General features: G+C 64.5%; 15 protein-coding genes. 9 read left to right on the forward strand and 6 right to left on the reverse strand.

All coding sequences use genetic code 11. The annotated features are described in order from the left end of the window. Positions 1-99 precede the first annotated feature (99 nt). Complete coding sequence (locus tag MJO58_RS17485) at positions 100-1,230, forward strand: glycosyltransferase (protein WP_239720159.1); 1,131 nt, start codon at positions 100-102, stop codon at positions 1,228-1,230. Here MJO58_RS17485 and MJO58_RS17490 read toward each other — a convergent pair. Further along, positions 1,154-1,690: a hypothetical protein gene (locus tag MJO58_RS17490; RefSeq protein ID WP_239720160.1), complete on the reverse strand. Its 537-nt coding sequence runs from the start codon at positions 1,688-1,690 to the stop codon at positions 1,154-1,156. The two genes, MJO58_RS17485 and MJO58_RS17490, sit on opposite strands and share 77 nt — an antisense overlap. 114 nt (positions 1,691-1,804) lie before the next feature. Here MJO58_RS17490 and MJO58_RS17495 point away from each other — a divergent pair, with 114 nt between their 5' ends. Further along, positions 1,805-2,659: a sulfurtransferase gene (locus MJO58_RS17495; protein ID WP_239720162.1), complete on the forward strand. Its 855-nt coding sequence runs from the start codon at positions 1,805-1,807 to the stop codon at positions 2,657-2,659. Position 2,660: 1 nt separating this feature from the next. Here MJO58_RS17495 and MJO58_RS17500 read toward each other — a convergent pair whose 3' ends face one another. After that, positions 2,661-3,512, reverse strand: a complete 852-nt coding sequence (locus tag MJO58_RS17500; RefSeq protein ID WP_239720164.1) for a 5'-methylthioadenosine/S-adenosylhomocysteine nucleosidase family protein — start codon at positions 3,510-3,512, stop codon at positions 2,661-2,663. A gap of 102 nt (positions 3,513-3,614) precedes the next feature. Here MJO58_RS17500 and MJO58_RS17505 point away from each other — a divergent pair, with 102 nt between their 5' ends. Then, a complete protein-coding gene (locus MJO58_RS17505; protein ID WP_239720166.1) occupies positions 3,615-4,454 on the forward strand; it encodes an alpha/beta hydrolase in 840 nt (279 codons plus the stop codon). Here MJO58_RS17505 and MJO58_RS17510 read toward each other — a convergent pair. Beyond that, the gene (locus MJO58_RS17510; RefSeq protein ID WP_239720170.1) at positions 4,401-5,660 is read right to left on the reverse strand and encodes a cytochrome P450; all 1,260 of its coding nucleotides are present in this window, start codon (positions 5,658-5,660) and stop codon (positions 4,401-4,403) included. The two genes, MJO58_RS17505 and MJO58_RS17510, sit on opposite strands and share 54 nt — an antisense overlap. A gap of 8 nt (positions 5,661-5,668) precedes the next feature. Next, positions 5,669-6,271, reverse strand: a complete 603-nt coding sequence (locus tag MJO58_RS17515; RefSeq protein WP_239720173.1) for a TetR/AcrR family transcriptional regulator C-terminal domain-containing protein — start codon at positions 6,269-6,271, stop codon at positions 5,669-5,671. A 98-nt stretch (positions 6,272-6,369) separates the two neighbouring features. Between MJO58_RS17515 and MJO58_RS17520 the strand changes: the two genes are divergently transcribed. The 5 genes from MJO58_RS17520 (at position 6,370) to MJO58_RS17540 (ending at position 10,415) form a co-directional block, all read left to right on the forward strand. Next, positions 6,370-7,152, forward strand: coding sequence for an SDR family NAD(P)-dependent oxidoreductase (locus MJO58_RS17520; protein ID WP_090603633.1), 783 nt, complete (start codon positions 6,370-6,372; stop codon positions 7,150-7,152). Further along, entirely contained in the window at positions 7,149-8,027 is an 879-nt protein-coding gene (locus MJO58_RS17525) for an LLM class F420-dependent oxidoreductase (RefSeq protein ID WP_239720175.1), read from the forward strand. The genes MJO58_RS17520 and MJO58_RS17525 overlap by 4 nt, the downstream gene beginning before the upstream one ends. Then, positions 8,024-8,749, forward strand: coding sequence for a hypothetical protein (locus MJO58_RS17530; protein ID WP_239720178.1), 726 nt, complete (start codon positions 8,024-8,026; stop codon positions 8,747-8,749). Before MJO58_RS17525 ends, MJO58_RS17530 begins: the two co-directional genes overlap by 4 nt. A gap of 98 nt (positions 8,750-8,847) precedes the next feature. Continuing rightward, on the forward strand, positions 8,848-9,366 hold the full coding sequence (locus MJO58_RS17535; protein WP_239720181.1) for a lipoprotein LpqH: 519 nt from the start codon (positions 8,848-8,850) through the stop codon (positions 9,364-9,366). A 59-nt stretch (positions 9,367-9,425) separates the two neighbouring features. Then, positions 9,426-10,415 (forward strand): alpha/beta fold hydrolase, encoded by a 990-nt coding sequence (locus MJO58_RS17540; RefSeq protein WP_239720184.1) that lies wholly within the window; start codon positions 9,426-9,428, stop codon positions 10,413-10,415. A gap of 166 nt (positions 10,416-10,581) precedes the next feature. On the opposite strand, the gene MJO58_RS17545 is transcribed toward MJO58_RS17540, so the two are convergent. Together MJO58_RS17545 and MJO58_RS17550 are read right to left on the reverse strand one after the other, a co-directional pair. Beyond that, positions 10,582-11,784 carry a cytochrome P450 gene (locus MJO58_RS17545; RefSeq protein ID WP_239720186.1) on the reverse strand — a complete coding sequence of 401 codons (1,203 nt, stop codon included), beginning with the start codon at positions 11,782-11,784 and terminating at the stop codon, positions 10,582-10,584. A gap of 15 nt (positions 11,785-11,799) precedes the next feature. Then, entirely contained in the window at positions 11,800-12,450 is a 651-nt protein-coding gene (locus MJO58_RS17550; protein WP_239720189.1) for a TetR/AcrR family transcriptional regulator, read from the reverse strand. A 217-nt stretch (positions 12,451-12,667) separates the two neighbouring features. Here MJO58_RS17550 and MJO58_RS17555 point away from each other — a divergent pair, with 217 nt between their 5' ends. Beyond that, entirely contained in the window at positions 12,668-13,453 is a 786-nt protein-coding gene (locus MJO58_RS17555; protein ID WP_239720191.1) for a spirocyclase AveC family protein, read from the forward strand. The last annotated feature ends 2 nt before the right edge of the window (positions 13,454-13,455 follow it).

The raw sequence follows: 13,455 nt of genomic DNA on the forward strand, positions 1-13,455 counted from the left end.
ATCTCCGTAACGCCGTTGAGCAGGGGAATTCATGGACTGTTAAGGCACACGTTAGTTCTGCATCGTTGAGTGCACACAAGCGCCGCGTGTCCTCTGCATATGCGCGTTGTACAGGTCGCCAACTTCTATGGCCCGCGGTCCGGCGGCCTTCGTACCGCGGTGGATCGGCTGGGCGCGGAATACAGCGCCAACGGCCACGAAGTGTTCTTGGTCGTTCCCGGCCCGCGCGCAGAACGTACCCTGCTTCCGACGGGTGTGGTGCGAATCACCATGCCCGCCTGGCTGATTCCCTTCACCGGCGGTTACCGCGCGGTGATGCCCGGTCCGGTCAAGGCGCTGCTGGAAGCGCTGCAACCCGACGCGTTGGAAGTTTCCGACCGGCTGACACTGAGGTCACTGGGCCGCTGGGGCCGCGAACACGGCGCCACAACCGTGATGATCTCGCATGAGCGGCTGGATCGCCTTGCCGGACAAGTACTTCCGAAGCGACCGGCCCGCAGCCTCGCCGACTTTGCCAATGGCCGCACGGCCGCCGACTACGACACCGTGGTCTGCACTACCGGTTTCGCGCGCGAAGAATTCGACCGGATCGGCGCCAAGAACGTCGTCACCGTGCCGCTGGGTGTGGACCTGAAGACTTTCCACCCGAGTCGGCACTCTCCCGTGGTCCGCCGGCAATGGGCCACCCCACAACAACTCCTGCTTGTGCACTGCGGCCGGCTGTCGGTGGAGAAGCGGGCCGACCGCAGCATCGACGCGCTGGCCGCGCTGTGCGACTTCGGCGTCGATGCCCGACTGGTCGTCATGGGTGAGGGACCGATGCGGGCCAAGCTGCAACGCCAGGCCACCGGGCTGCCGATCGACTTCACCGGGTTCGTCTCCAACCGGGACACCGTCGCCGGGCTGCTGGCCTCCGCAGACGTCACCCTGGCTCCGGGGCCGCACGAAACATTCGGGTTGGCCGCGCTGGAATCGCTGGCCTGCGGCACGCCGGCGGTGGTCTCTCGCACCTCGGCGCTCACCGAGATCATCACCCCGGACAGCGGCGCGTCGGCCGACAACCACCCGGAGGCCATCGCCAGGGCGGTCGGCACGGTCATCAGCCTGCCCGAATACCACCGCCGGACCTGCGCGCGGCGCCGGGCGGAGAACTTCACCTGGCAGCGCGCGGCCGCCGGCATGCTGGCGACGTTGGGGCCCGTCGACGGGCCGGACGACGACGCCGCCTAAAGTCGGACGCGCCCCACGAACCCGGTGGGTAGGGCGGCACGTGGCCGGCAAAAGCGCCGTCGGTGAGAGTGCACAGCGTGTCGGTGATGGTTCCCGCGTTCGCTATCACCGTCGCCGGGCTCCCGGGTGCGAGGCGGGCCACCACGGCTTGCCAGAAGTAGCCCGCGCCGCCGTGCTCGTACCAGAGGAACCAGTCGGCGTCCCGGTTGCCGGCGCGGATCAGGCGCCGAAACGGCAACGAGGGATCGTTGACGGAATCGGTCTTGTTGAACGGCGCGCCGACGTCGGCGATGGGCGGCAAGAGCTTCACGAGTACCGGCGGTAACTGCGACAGGCTGTGCACTTCGGTCACCGGTGTCGCCAGCGTGCACTGGGTATTGGGCATCGCATTGGCCGGAATCGCCGTCACGACAGCCAGCGCGATGGCCGCCGCGAGCGCTGCCCGATAGATGTTGCCCATATCGGCTCCCATCGACGGCCGGTGATGATCGCCGACCCTACGCCGTTGTTTGCTGAGACGGAGACGGTTTCGGTCCGAGGGCTAGTGTCGCTGGAGACGACGAGGAGGTGGACCGTGCAACCGCGCGACCGGGTGTTGATCACCGCCAAGGAGCTGGCCGACCTGATCGAGGCCGACCATCCGCTGACCATATTGGATGTCCGTTGGCGGCTCGACCAACCCGACGGGCGAGCGACCTATCTGGACGGCCACCTGCCGGGCGCGGTCTATGTGTCGCTCGACGACGAACTCAGCGATCACACCGTGTCCGGCCGCGGCCGTCACCCGCTGCCGTCGGGACGAAGCCTGCAGGCCGCCGCACGCCGCTGGGGTGTCCAGCAGGACTCGTTGGTCGTGGTCTATGACGACTGGAATCGCGCGGGTTCTGCGCGAGCATGGTGGGTGTTGACCGCGGCCGGGCTCGCGAACGTCCGCATTCTGGACGGCGGACTGGGCGCATGGCGGGCCGCCGGACTAAGCCTAGAGACGGGCGAGGTCACTCGGGAGGCGGGGAATGTGACTGTGCCCCACGAGGATTTGTACGCCGGAGCGCTGCCCACCCTGACGGCCGAACAAGCCGGCGCGGGCGCGGTGGCGCTGCTCGATGCGCGCGCACCGGATCGCTACCGCGGCGACTCCGAACCCGTCGACGCGGTCGCGGGTCACATCCCGGGGGCACGGAACCTGCCCAGCGGCTCGGTGCTGGCGGCCGACGGCACGTTTCTCGGTGACGATGCGCTCGCCCAGCAGTTGTCCGATCGTGGCATCGACGGCAGCGGCCCGTTGGGCGCCTATTGCGGCTCCGGGGTGACCGCCACCATCGCGGTCGCGGCGCTCGCCGCGACGGGTCGCGAGAGCGCGCTGTATCCGGGGTCGTGGTCCGAATGGTCGTCGGATCCGAGCCGCCCCGTCGCTCGCGGGCCCGAATAGATCAGGCACCCGGCCAGCGCCGCAGAAACGCCGCGGTCACTCGCGCGGCGTTGACCGCGGCGACCCGCTTGTAGACGAAGAACTGAAACGGAAAGCCCGGCAACCGAAGTGGATCGCCCGGTCCGTCCGACATGGCGCGGATCCCCAGGAACGGCACGCCACGCGCGTCCGCGACGGCCTGGGCCGCCGCGGTCTCACTGTCGGTGGCATCGAAGGCCGGATCCGCCGCCGAAACGACCTTCGCGTTGCTGATCAGGCCGTGCCTCAGCCACGGCCACGCGGCCTGAAAGAAATTGCCGGTGTGGAAGAACGAGCGATCTGGTGCCGTCCGCGGTTGGCAGCCGAACACCGTGCCACCGAGCGGGATACCCGGGAATGCCCGCCCATTGTTGTTGTCGTAGCTGCAGCCGTCACCACCGACCAGCAGCTGCGGCTCATGCCGCATCCGTTTTACGCTTTCCAGTGTGACGGACAGGGTCTCGGCAGCAGCCAACATGTCGGCGTCGACAGGACGAAAAGTCTTGCCGTTGTCCAGCGTCCAGCGCGCCGGTACGGCCACATCGGCAATGCCGGTCCGCCCGGCACCGCCCGCCACGCCCGAAAACACCACCGCGCCAACGATGCTGGAGAAGTAGGTCAACGCGGTATCGGTGGCCTCGGTAGCGTTGACCATGCCAATGCCGGTCATCGCCACGATGACCTTCTTGCCGTGGATCGAACCGAGATAGAAATGCCGACGGTCGGCGACCACTACGGGATCGAGGTCCAGTGTGGTGTGGGAGAGCACCTCATCTGCCTCGACAGGAAAGGCCGTCAAGACCAGCGTGCGTTGTTCGGACGAATCCACCGTCACGTGGGGCACTCCTCAGATTCGGCGGCACCCACCATTATCGTCTTTTTCCCTCGTTAAGGATGGCCAGACGCTAGTCTCAGGGCGCGACAAAGGAGTCTGCCCATGCTCGAGGTGATTGAAAAGGGTCCGGGCCGCGATTCTGCGAAACCGCCGGTGCTTTTTGTCCACGGCGCTTGGCATGGCGCTTGGTATTGGGACGAGCACTTCTTGGACTTCTTCGCGGAAAAGGGCTATCGATCGCTTGCGGTAAGCCTTCGCAGTCACGGAAAGAGCGCCGAGCCGAAGCGAAATCTCTTCTGTTCGATCGCCGACTACGTCGACGATGTCGCATCCGTTGCCAACGCCTTGCCTACTCCGCCGATAGTGGTCGGCCACTCGTTGGGCGGGTTCGTAGTCCAGAAGTACCTGGAGTCACACGAAGCGCCAGCCGCCGTGTTGCTCGCCTCCGCACCACCCAGCGGGGTCACCGGATTCATGTTGCGCCTCGGCAGGCGGCATCCGTGGCATACCGCGCGAACCCTGTTGACTACCAAGTCTTTACACGGTGTAGGCGGCACACCCAAATTGGCCCGCGAGCACTTTTATTCTCGATACACCCCAGAGGCCGACGTGGTGCGCTATACCGCACCGCTGGGCGAAGAATATGCGGGCAGATGGTTCCTCGATATGTTGCTCCTCAACCTGCCCAAACCTGATCAGGTCAACACTGCGGTATTGGTTTTGGGCGCCGAAGACGACGGGTGCTTCACCCCGCGGGAAGTGCATCAGACCGCGCGGGCCTATGGCACCACAGCGGAGATCTTTCCCAACATGGGCCACAACATGATGGTCGAGCCGGGATGGGCGTTGGTGGCCGCACGAATTCACGCGTGGCTGGCAGACGTACCCTCATTGCGCACTACACGGCAGACGCTTGATGCCGTGGAAGAACGACGAGCGTAACCGGTCGGGCGGCCCAGTGACCGTCAGGCCCGGCACATTTGGGTACAGCTCTTCGAGCATGACGCGCAATTCCAGGCGGGCGAGCTGAGCGCCGAGGCAGAAGTGCACTCCCCCGCCACCGAACGCGGCATGACCGGCGTCCGGGCGAGTGACGTCGAATTCGCCGGCCCGATCGAACACGTCCTCGTCGCGATTGGCCGACAGGTAATGCAGCAATACCCAATCGCCGGCGGGAATGTGCTGGCCCCGGATTTCGACGTCACGGGTCACGGTACGACGAAAAAGCATGACCGGTGAGGCCCAGCGCAGCAGTTCCTCCACGGCGGGCTTGACAGCCTCGCGGTCACGGGCCAGCAGGGCCTGCTGCTCCGGGTGCTCTGATAGCGCCAACACCCCGTGGCTCAGGGTATTGCGGGTGGTTTCGTTGCCGGCGATCGCCAGCAGCAGGAAGAACTCGTTCAGCTGGTCGCGGTTCAGCTTTTCGCCGTCGACCTCCGCGGCCAGCAGCGCCGACAAGATGTCGTCGGTGAGCCCGTACTTGCGTCGGTGGGCCACCAATTCGCCGCAGTAGGAAAACATTTCGGCAGCGGCCTGCCCAAGGGCTTCCGGAGTCGGGGCGTAGTCGGGGTCTTCGATGCCCAGGCTTCCGATGGCGTTACTCCACCGGAAGACCTCCATCCGGTCTTCGGCGGGCACCCCGAGCACGTCGGCGATCACCTGTAGCGACATCTCCGCGGAAATGTCTGTCACGGCATCGAATTCACCCTTGGCCGTGATGTCGGCGACGATGCCTTGGGCGACCTTACGCATGTGCGGTTCCAGCCGCTGCACATTTCGGACGGTAAAACCCTGGTTGATCAGCTTGCGGTACAGGACGTGCCGTGGCGGGTCGATGCCGGGCAGTAGCGCCGAGTTCGGCGCCGCCTCGACCTCCACGAGGGTGTTGCCCTTGCTGCTGGTGAAGGTATCGGTGTCCCGGCTGACCAGCCGCACATCGGCGTGCTTGGTGAGTAGCCACGCTTTGGGTAGTCCAGGTAACTGCACCGGGTGCACCGGTGAGCCGGCCCGTAACCGGGTCATCGCGTCGAACGGGGCGCCGCCGACGAAGGTGTCGGGATCGAGCACCGCCGCGGCATCGCGATCGTAAGCGGTCTGCTGGTTCTCGACGACCAGGGACCCCAACATATTCGGCTTGGGAATACTCATCGGAGCACCTAGGACGACGACTTGATTCCGGCGACGATCACATCCAGACCGGCGCGAAAGTGGGTGGCCAGCTGGCGTTTAACACGGGGTGTGGCGTCAGCAGAGCGTGTTTCCTCCAGAGCAATCGAGCCCAGCAGGTATGTGTACAAGACCGTATGAGCCGCGGCCGCAGTGGCTTTCGCGAGGCCCGCCTCGGCGAGCAGGCCGCGGCTGTGTCGATCGAGACGGCGGGCGGGCTCGTTCCCGACGCTGGTCTGCAGGATGCTCGCGACACCGGGGACTCCCAGGATTATTTCCCTGGCAGCGCAATAGAGCTCGACCAGTCTGGTGTCCCATCGTCCCGCGTCCGGGACGGGTATCTCGGCGAGTACGGACTCGGCAACGAGTTCCAGAGCGGTCTGCTTACTGGGGACGTGGTAGTACACCGAGGGCACGGCCGCGCCGAGCTCAGTGGCCAGTTCACGCATTGTCACGCGCTGCACACCGACCCGCTTCGCCAACTCACGCAACGCGACCACCACCTCGTCGCGATCGAGGCCGCCGTAGGCACGGCGCGCGCCGGCCGGCGCTGTGACCTGATTTCCGGTTGCCACCACTACGTCATTTCCCATCAGTTTCGAACGTCGTTAAAAAGAAATTCGAGCACCGCTCGAATCTACCCGGTATCGGGCCTCCGTAGCCAACGAATCGGCTATGTAATATTTGCGCAATGACGGGCCGGTTGGCGGGCAAGGTGGCGATCATCACCGGGGCAAGCACCGGCCTGGGACCAGTTCTGGGATCGGTGTTCGTCCGCGAAGGTGCGCGGGTACTGCTCGCCGCCCGGCGCGAGGAGCTGGTCCGCGAGGCCGCGGCGGCGGCAGGGCCTGGCGCGATCGCGATGCGGGCCGACGTCACCGACGAGGAGGACGTCGCGGCCATGGTGGCACGCGCGGTCGGCGAGTTCGGACACGTCGACATCCTCTGCAACAATGCCGCCGCACCCGGAAAAGACCACTGGATCTGGGAGCAGACGCTCGACAACTGGAATGCCACGATCGCCATCGATGTCACCGCGGCGATGCTGTGCACCCGCGAAGTGCTCAACCAGTCGATGCTGCAACGCCGCAGCGGAGTCATCCTGAATTTCTCCTCTACCGCGGGCTATCACGGCATCGTCCGCAAAACCCACTACGTGACCGCGAAGGCATCACTGCGTGCTTTCACCAAGACCGTTGCGCTCGAAGTCGGTCCGCACGGGATCCGCTGCAATTGCATCGTGCCGGGCGCGATCGATACGGACCTATATCGCAATTGGTTGCAGCGCACCGCCGACGAGCAGGGCGTCGAGGTCGAGGCCGTGCGTGCGAAATCTCTCAAAGATGTTGCTCTGCGCGATATTTCGTCGCCCGACGATGTGGCCAACCTCGCGTTGTTCTTGGCCAGTGACGAGAGCCGAACCATCACCGGACAATCGATCCCCGTCGACGCCGGAGGGTATATGCAGGGATGAGCACCTCATCGGTAAAGCTGTCGCTGTCCACACCGGTTGTGATCACGATGCCCGGCGCCAGTGCGGCCTGGGAGCAGGATGCTTCGATCGAGGAGCTGGCCCAGATCGCCGAAACCGCAGACCGGTTGGGCTATCACCACCTGACCTGCAGCGAGCACATCGCGTTGCCTGCGGTGGAAGGTCAACGCCGCGGTATGCGGTACTGGGATCCGCTGGCGACGTTGGGCTACCTGGCCGCGCGCACGCAGCGCATCCGGTTGGCCACCCACGTGTTAGTCCTCGGCTACCACCACCCGCTCGAAATCGCTAAGCGCTATGGCACGTTGGACAAACTCAGCAATGGCCGGCTCATCCTCGGCGTCGGCGTGGGCAGCCTCAAACAGGAATTCGACCTTCTCGGTGCCCCTTACGACGACCGCGGACCGCGCGGCGACGACGCGCTGCGAGCGCTACGCGCATCCCTGTCGGTCTCAGAACCCGCCTACCACGGCGAGTTTTATTCGTTCGACGGCCTGGTCGTCGACCCGTGCGCGGTTCAGGATCATGTTCCCATCTGGATTGGCGGACGCACGCTGCGATCACTGCGCCGCGCCGTCACCCTGGCCGACGGGTGGGCGCCTTTCAATGTGACGTTGCAGCAGACCCGAGAATGGCTGGGCCGCTTCGAAATTCCGGCCGGCTTCGAGGTGGTGTTACCGCCGCCGGCCCCCCTGGACCCGATCAACGATCCCGAACGCACCCGCGAGATACTCGCCGACAGCGGCGCGCACGGCGCGACCACCATTACCACCTGGTTCACCCATACCTCGGTGCAGCACTATCTGGAGAACCTGCACGCCCTGGCCGAACTCCATCCCCCAGGCGGTGCCGCATGAACCGGGTCAAGGCCGGCATTTTCAGCCTCACCGCACCGTCCGACGACGAAAACGGTTACCTGCGTTGGCACCTGCTTGATCACATGCCGGAGCAGTATCAACTCCCAGGCATCGTGCACGGATTGCGCTGGATCGCAGACGGCGATTACCTCAACCATCGCCTCGCGACGGGCGGACCACTGGGCGAGGTCGGCAACGTCGTGCACTATCTGGTCGGCGACCCCGCCGAAGAAACATTCGATGACTTCGTGGCGCTCGGCCGTGAACTGCGGGAGAACGGTCGCTTCCCGGTCGCCCGGCCGTTACTGCAAATCGCGGGACTGCGTCTGCTGCAGTGGCACTCCTCGCCGCAGGCTCTCGTGTCCGCCGAGGTCGTGCCGTTCCGGCCGCACCGCGGAATTCTGTTGATCGTCGAGGAGCCCACCGACGGCCGTTCGAACGAATGGCTGCAATGGCTGCACGCCGAACACTTTCCGGCCTTGCTCGCCACGCCGGGCACCGCGGGCGCCTGGATGTTCGGTTCGAGCACCGGATGGAGCCATTTACCGCGGGGGTGGCGAGCCGACCACCAATACATCACCGTCGTTTACCTCGACGGGGACCCGCTGAGCACAACACGGGCCCTCGCACCGCTCGTCGAGGAACGGTGGCGAACCCACGCGGTGCGCCCCGTATTCGCCGGTCCGCTGCGCACGATGATCCATTGGGAAGCCTGGCCGTAGCCCGATGGGGGCCGGCACGCGCTGAACAGCGCCTTCGCGGCTACGGTAGGCACGGCGCGGTGCGCGCCTTCGGAGAAAGACCTCTAGGAGGACTTGCGATGAAGAATCCGGACACTCGGCGGCGAATCAGCCGCGGTGTTACCGGGCTCGGCGCGGTCGTGTTGGCTGTCGTCCTGGCGGCGTGTTCCAACACCGGCAGCAAGCCCGCGTCGCCGACGAGCTCGAGTGCGCCACCGTCGAACACGATCTTGATGCTGGACCAGCACACCCACACGATCACTTCCAAAGTCAGCTGCACCAGCTCGGCCTCGGCACCGCACGCGACACCTCCGGAATCGGGTGATCTGACGACGCGAATCAGCGTCCACGACGATTCGGCATCGCTGTCCTTCGCGCTGTCGGACGAGAAGCCGCCCAGCGTTGACGGGTTTTCGATTTCGCTGAAAGTCGGAAACGGCGAGTACCAGCTGCCCTATCAACCGACCCAATCCGTGAACCAGGTGATGGTCACCAAAGACGGCCCGAAGTACACGATCACCGGCAACGGCCAGGGAACCATGCCCGGCCAAACCGGGATGCGTCAGATCACATTCGGGATACACCTGACTTGCCCGTGAACGCCTGATCCGCGAAACATCGGTTGTCTAACCACGATCGCCTCTGAGATGCTGGCATCTTGGACATCTTCACGGAGTGGCAAAAGGGCGGGACGGAACTTCGCTGGCGGTCGACTACCGCCGCCAACGACGGGCAGGAAGTGGGGGTGTTCAGCCGCCGCAGCGGCACGGCTGGGGCACCGCCGCTCGTGCTCGTTCATGGCTTTCCGACGTCGAGCATCGATTACTTCGAGTTGGCCCACGAGCTGAGCTCCGACTTCGACATCTACCTGTTGGACTTTCCGGGTTACGGATTGTCGGACAAACCGCCGGAGCCCTACGTCTATTCGTTGTACGACGATGCGCGTCTGCTCGTGCACGCGATCACCGACGTGTGGCGACTGACCGAATTTCGCATGCTCACCCATGATCGCGGCAGCAGCGTCGGCATGATCGCGCTGGGCATGTTGGCGGCGTTGGACCCGCCGGTGGCCCCTCTCGACCTCATCTTGACCAACGCCAACATCTACCTGCCGCTGGCGAATCTGACGCTGTTCCAAACCGCGCTGCTCGATCCCGAAACGGGGCGAGCCACCGCGGCCGCGACCACACCGGAGACGCTGGCGGCCGGCATGGGCGCCAGCACCTTCATGCCGAGAAGGAAATTGACCGACCCTGAAATCGACGCGCTGGCCAAGTGTTTTGCCTACAAGGACGGGATCCGGGTACTGCCGGACACCATCCAATATCTGAACGAGCGCGCCGCAGACGAAACCAGTTGGCTAGAAGCACTTTCCACCAGCCAGGTGAACACCACCGTGGTGTGGGGACTGCACGACAACGTCGCGCCGCTGCGCGTCCCCAACCACGTGTGGCAGACGTACCTCAAGGCCAAGCCCGGCCGAAATCGCTACTGGGTGGTGCCGGGCGCCGATCACTACGTGCAGTGCGACGCTGCCCGGCAATTGGCCCAGATTGTCCTGCTGACGGTCCAGGAAGAGGACATTCCGCTGCACACCCTCGGGAACCAGCCCGACGGCGCGGTGCTGGTGGATCAAAGCATTCTCTAACGTTGAATTCGTCGGTTTTGCCGAACCGTGGTTATCTCGCTGCTATGTCCGCGCAACCTGACGACCTCGGTGCTGCCCACGTTTCTGGCCCGAACGCTGGGGGCCGGCGCCGCAGCCCGGCGCGAGTGTGACGCCAGCCGCACGTTCGCGTTCGAGTGGGCGGTAGTCACCCCACCAAAACAGGCAAGCGCGCCCAGCCGCGCACGCTCGCAGTATGCGCCCGCTGGGCGTTCGGGTAGTCGACTTCCCAGTCGGGCCAGCGCTTGAGAACCTCTTCGAAGGCTACCCGCGCTTCCAACCTGGCCAGCGCGGAGCCCAAGCAGAAATGCAGGCCTTGCCCGAAGCTGAGATGACTGCCGCGGCGGTGGATGTCGTAACGATCCGGATCCGTGAAGTGGTTTTCGTCGCGGTTGGCGGACGCGTTCAGCAGCAGCATGAACGACCCCTCGGGTACCACGCGACCGTAGTGCTCGGCATCGCGTGCGACATAGCGGGCCTGCACCGGAGACGGCGGCTCGTAGCGCAGTGTCTCCTCGATCGCGCCGGGGATCAGTGACGGGTCCGCGACGAGCTCACGGCGTTGATCGGGGTGATCCGACAGCAACTGCCCCATGAAACCGATTAAGCGAGCGGTGGTTTCGTTACCGGCACCAGCGATCATCGCGGTATAAGCCAGCACCTCGGTCCGGGATAGGGGTCGACGCGTCCCGTCCGGTTCGTCGATCTCGGCGCCCAGTAGTTCGGTCATCAGGTCGTCGGAAGGATGACTGGCCCGCCATTCGATGTAGTCGGCGAACAACGCGATGGAATTCGCGAAGACGTTCGCATCGATCGCAGCGGGGTCACTGTCCTTGGACAATTCGATGTTGGCGACGCTGCGGTCGCGGATCTTCTCTTGATCCTCTTCGGGGATGCCCAAGAGATAGCCGATGGTTCGCATCGGCATCATCGCGCCTAGGTCTGCGATGAAATCGAACCCGCTCCCGCCGACCAGGGGGTCCAGCTCACGGATGCAGAATCCACGAACCATCGACTCGACGGCCAACATGCGCCTGGGGGTGAAAACCCGGGACAGCAGTTTGCGGTGCAGATCGTGCAGCGGAGGATCCTCGAACAGCAGAATGCCCGGTGGCACTTCGATATTCGCGAACAAGATATCGGCGGTGGTGCCCCGGCCGGAGCGGTAGGTCTCCCAGTTCGGCAGTTCGCGGACCACGTCGTCGTAGCGGCTCAGCGCGTAGAAGTTGTATTTCTCGTTGTAGTACAGCGGCGCTTCTTCGCGCATCCGCTTCCACACCGGATATGGGTTCGAGTCGATCTCGACGTCGAATGGGTCGTAATACAACTCAACGGCATTGGCGCTTGTCATAATCGGATCCCTAACTCAGACGTTGCGGTGCAAGAAGCCGTGCAAGAGCGCTTGAACGAGTTCCTCAACGATCACCTCCCGCGGCGGTGGCGTGTCCCCGAAGTAGGTCGAACGCAGCGCGGCCATGCCCGCGATCATCGAAACCGTTGAGTGCGCCGGCAAGTCGGGATGGTCCGACCGCAACCCGCGCAATTGCATTCCCTCGACGCTGATTTGGCCGAGCACCGTGACCGCCCGGCGGATCTCGGCGATGCCGGCGTCCGTCTTTTCCTCGTCGCTGAGATTTTCGGCCGCCATCAGTGTCAGCAGCAGGCCCTGGTGTTCGACGAACACGTCGTAGAGCCGCGACACGAAAAGCCGAGTCAGCTCCTCCTCGTCGGTCTCCTCGGGGACCACCGATTGCCAGGTCTTGCCGAATTCGTCGACGAAGCTCACGAAGGGCACCACGAGTGCCTCGCGGAACAGCGCCGCCTTCGAGCCGAAATTGCGGAACAGCAGGTGCTCGGTGACACCGGCGGCCTGAGCGATCTCCCGCGTTGTGGTGCTGCGGTAGTCCTGACCGGCGAAAAGCGCCCGGGCAGCGTCGAGCAGCAGCCTGCGCGGCTCTCCGCGGGGCCGACGCGCCACCGTCGCCGGTGTCGGCGGCTTAGTCGCTCGCTGGGGCACCGATGTCCACTCCTCCCAACCTCACGCCTCGGGGATAGTATCCACTATCTAGATAGGATAGTATCCACTACCTTAACGATGCGCATCATCGAAAGGGTGACACCATGGGCGCTGTCATCATGCTCGGCACGCTGTTCGGCCTGATCATCCTGATCTTCGGGCTGGTAGTCCGGTTCGATCCCGAAGCCCGGCGCACGCCGAGCGAAAAGGACCGCCGGTGAACACCGAAATGACGCCGGTGATGGCCGGGGCTCAGTACTTTTCCTACGTCGCCAGCATCACGTTCCTAGTGGTCGGCATCTATCTGAGCTACCGCCGCCGCCGCATCCATCCGCTGTTGCTACTTGGCGTTTCGGCAATCTCGTTCTCGTGGATCGAATCTCCCTACGACTGGGCGATGTACGCACAGTTTCCGCCGGCGCTGCCCCGCATGCCGTCCTGGTGGCCGCTGAACATGACGTGGGGCGGGTTGCCGTTGGCGGTGCCGATCGGCTACGTCTCCTACTTCATCATTCCCGCCGTCACCGCGTCGGCCCTGGGACGCCGGCTGAGCGCAAAGTTCAACTGGCGCAGGCCGATTACCCTTCTGGTGGTCGGCCTCATCGTCGGGTTCTGCTGGGCACTGTTTTTCAACGCCTTTACCGGAGCCCAGCTCGGCAACTTCTACTACGGCTACGTGATTCCCGGCCTGGCGATCTTCGAGGGGACCAAGCACCAATACCCGCTGTATGACTCGCTCGCGATGGGCATCCAGATGATGATCTTCACCTATCTGCTCGGCCGCACCGATGGACAAGGACGCAATGTCATCGATATGTGGGCCGACAAGAGATCGAAGAGCCGGGGGCAGTCCGCGGTGTTGTCCATCGTGGCGGTCATCGTCGTCGGACACGTGGTGTACGGCGCGGTCTTTGCGCCCCATCTCATTACGAAGCTGGGCGGCTATGTGACCGCGGGACCGACCGAGCAGCTGTATCCAGGCGTACCGAACCAACCCAAGTAAGC

Source organism: Mycobacterium lentiflavum (assembly GCF_022374895.2).
GTDB classification, from domain to species: domain Bacteria; phylum Actinomycetota; class Actinomycetes; order Mycobacteriales; family Mycobacteriaceae; genus Mycobacterium; species Mycobacterium lentiflavum.

Coding starts and splice junctions, on each gene's coding strand:
- MJO58_RS17485 (WP_239720159.1), top strand. CDS start 100: ATGCGCGTTGTACAGGTCGCCAACTTCTATGGCCCGCGGTCCGGCGGC.
- MJO58_RS17490 (WP_239720160.1), bottom strand. CDS start 1,690: ATGGGCAACATCTATCGGGCAGCGCTCGCGGCGGCCATCGCGCTGGCT.
- MJO58_RS17505 (WP_239720166.1), top strand. CDS start 3,615: ATGCTCGAGGTGATTGAAAAGGGTCCGGGCCGCGATTCTGCGAAACCG.
- MJO58_RS17510 (WP_239720170.1), bottom strand. CDS start 5,660: ATGAGTATTCCCAAGCCGAATATGTTGGGGTCCCTGGTCGTCGAGAAC.
- MJO58_RS17515 (WP_239720173.1), bottom strand. CDS start 6,271: ATGGGAAATGACGTAGTGGTGGCAACCGGAAATCAGGTCACAGCGCCG.
- MJO58_RS17520 (WP_090603633.1), top strand. CDS start 6,370: ATGACGGGCCGGTTGGCGGGCAAGGTGGCGATCATCACCGGGGCAAGC.
- MJO58_RS17525 (WP_239720175.1), top strand. CDS start 7,149: ATGAGCACCTCATCGGTAAAGCTGTCGCTGTCCACACCGGTTGTGATC.
- MJO58_RS17530 (WP_239720178.1), top strand. CDS start 8,024: ATGAACCGGGTCAAGGCCGGCATTTTCAGCCTCACCGCACCGTCCGAC.
- MJO58_RS17535 (WP_239720181.1), top strand. CDS start 8,848: ATGAAGAATCCGGACACTCGGCGGCGAATCAGCCGCGGTGTTACCGGG.
- MJO58_RS17545 (WP_239720186.1), bottom strand. CDS start 11,784: ATGACAAGCGCCAATGCCGTTGAGTTGTATTACGACCCATTCGACGTC.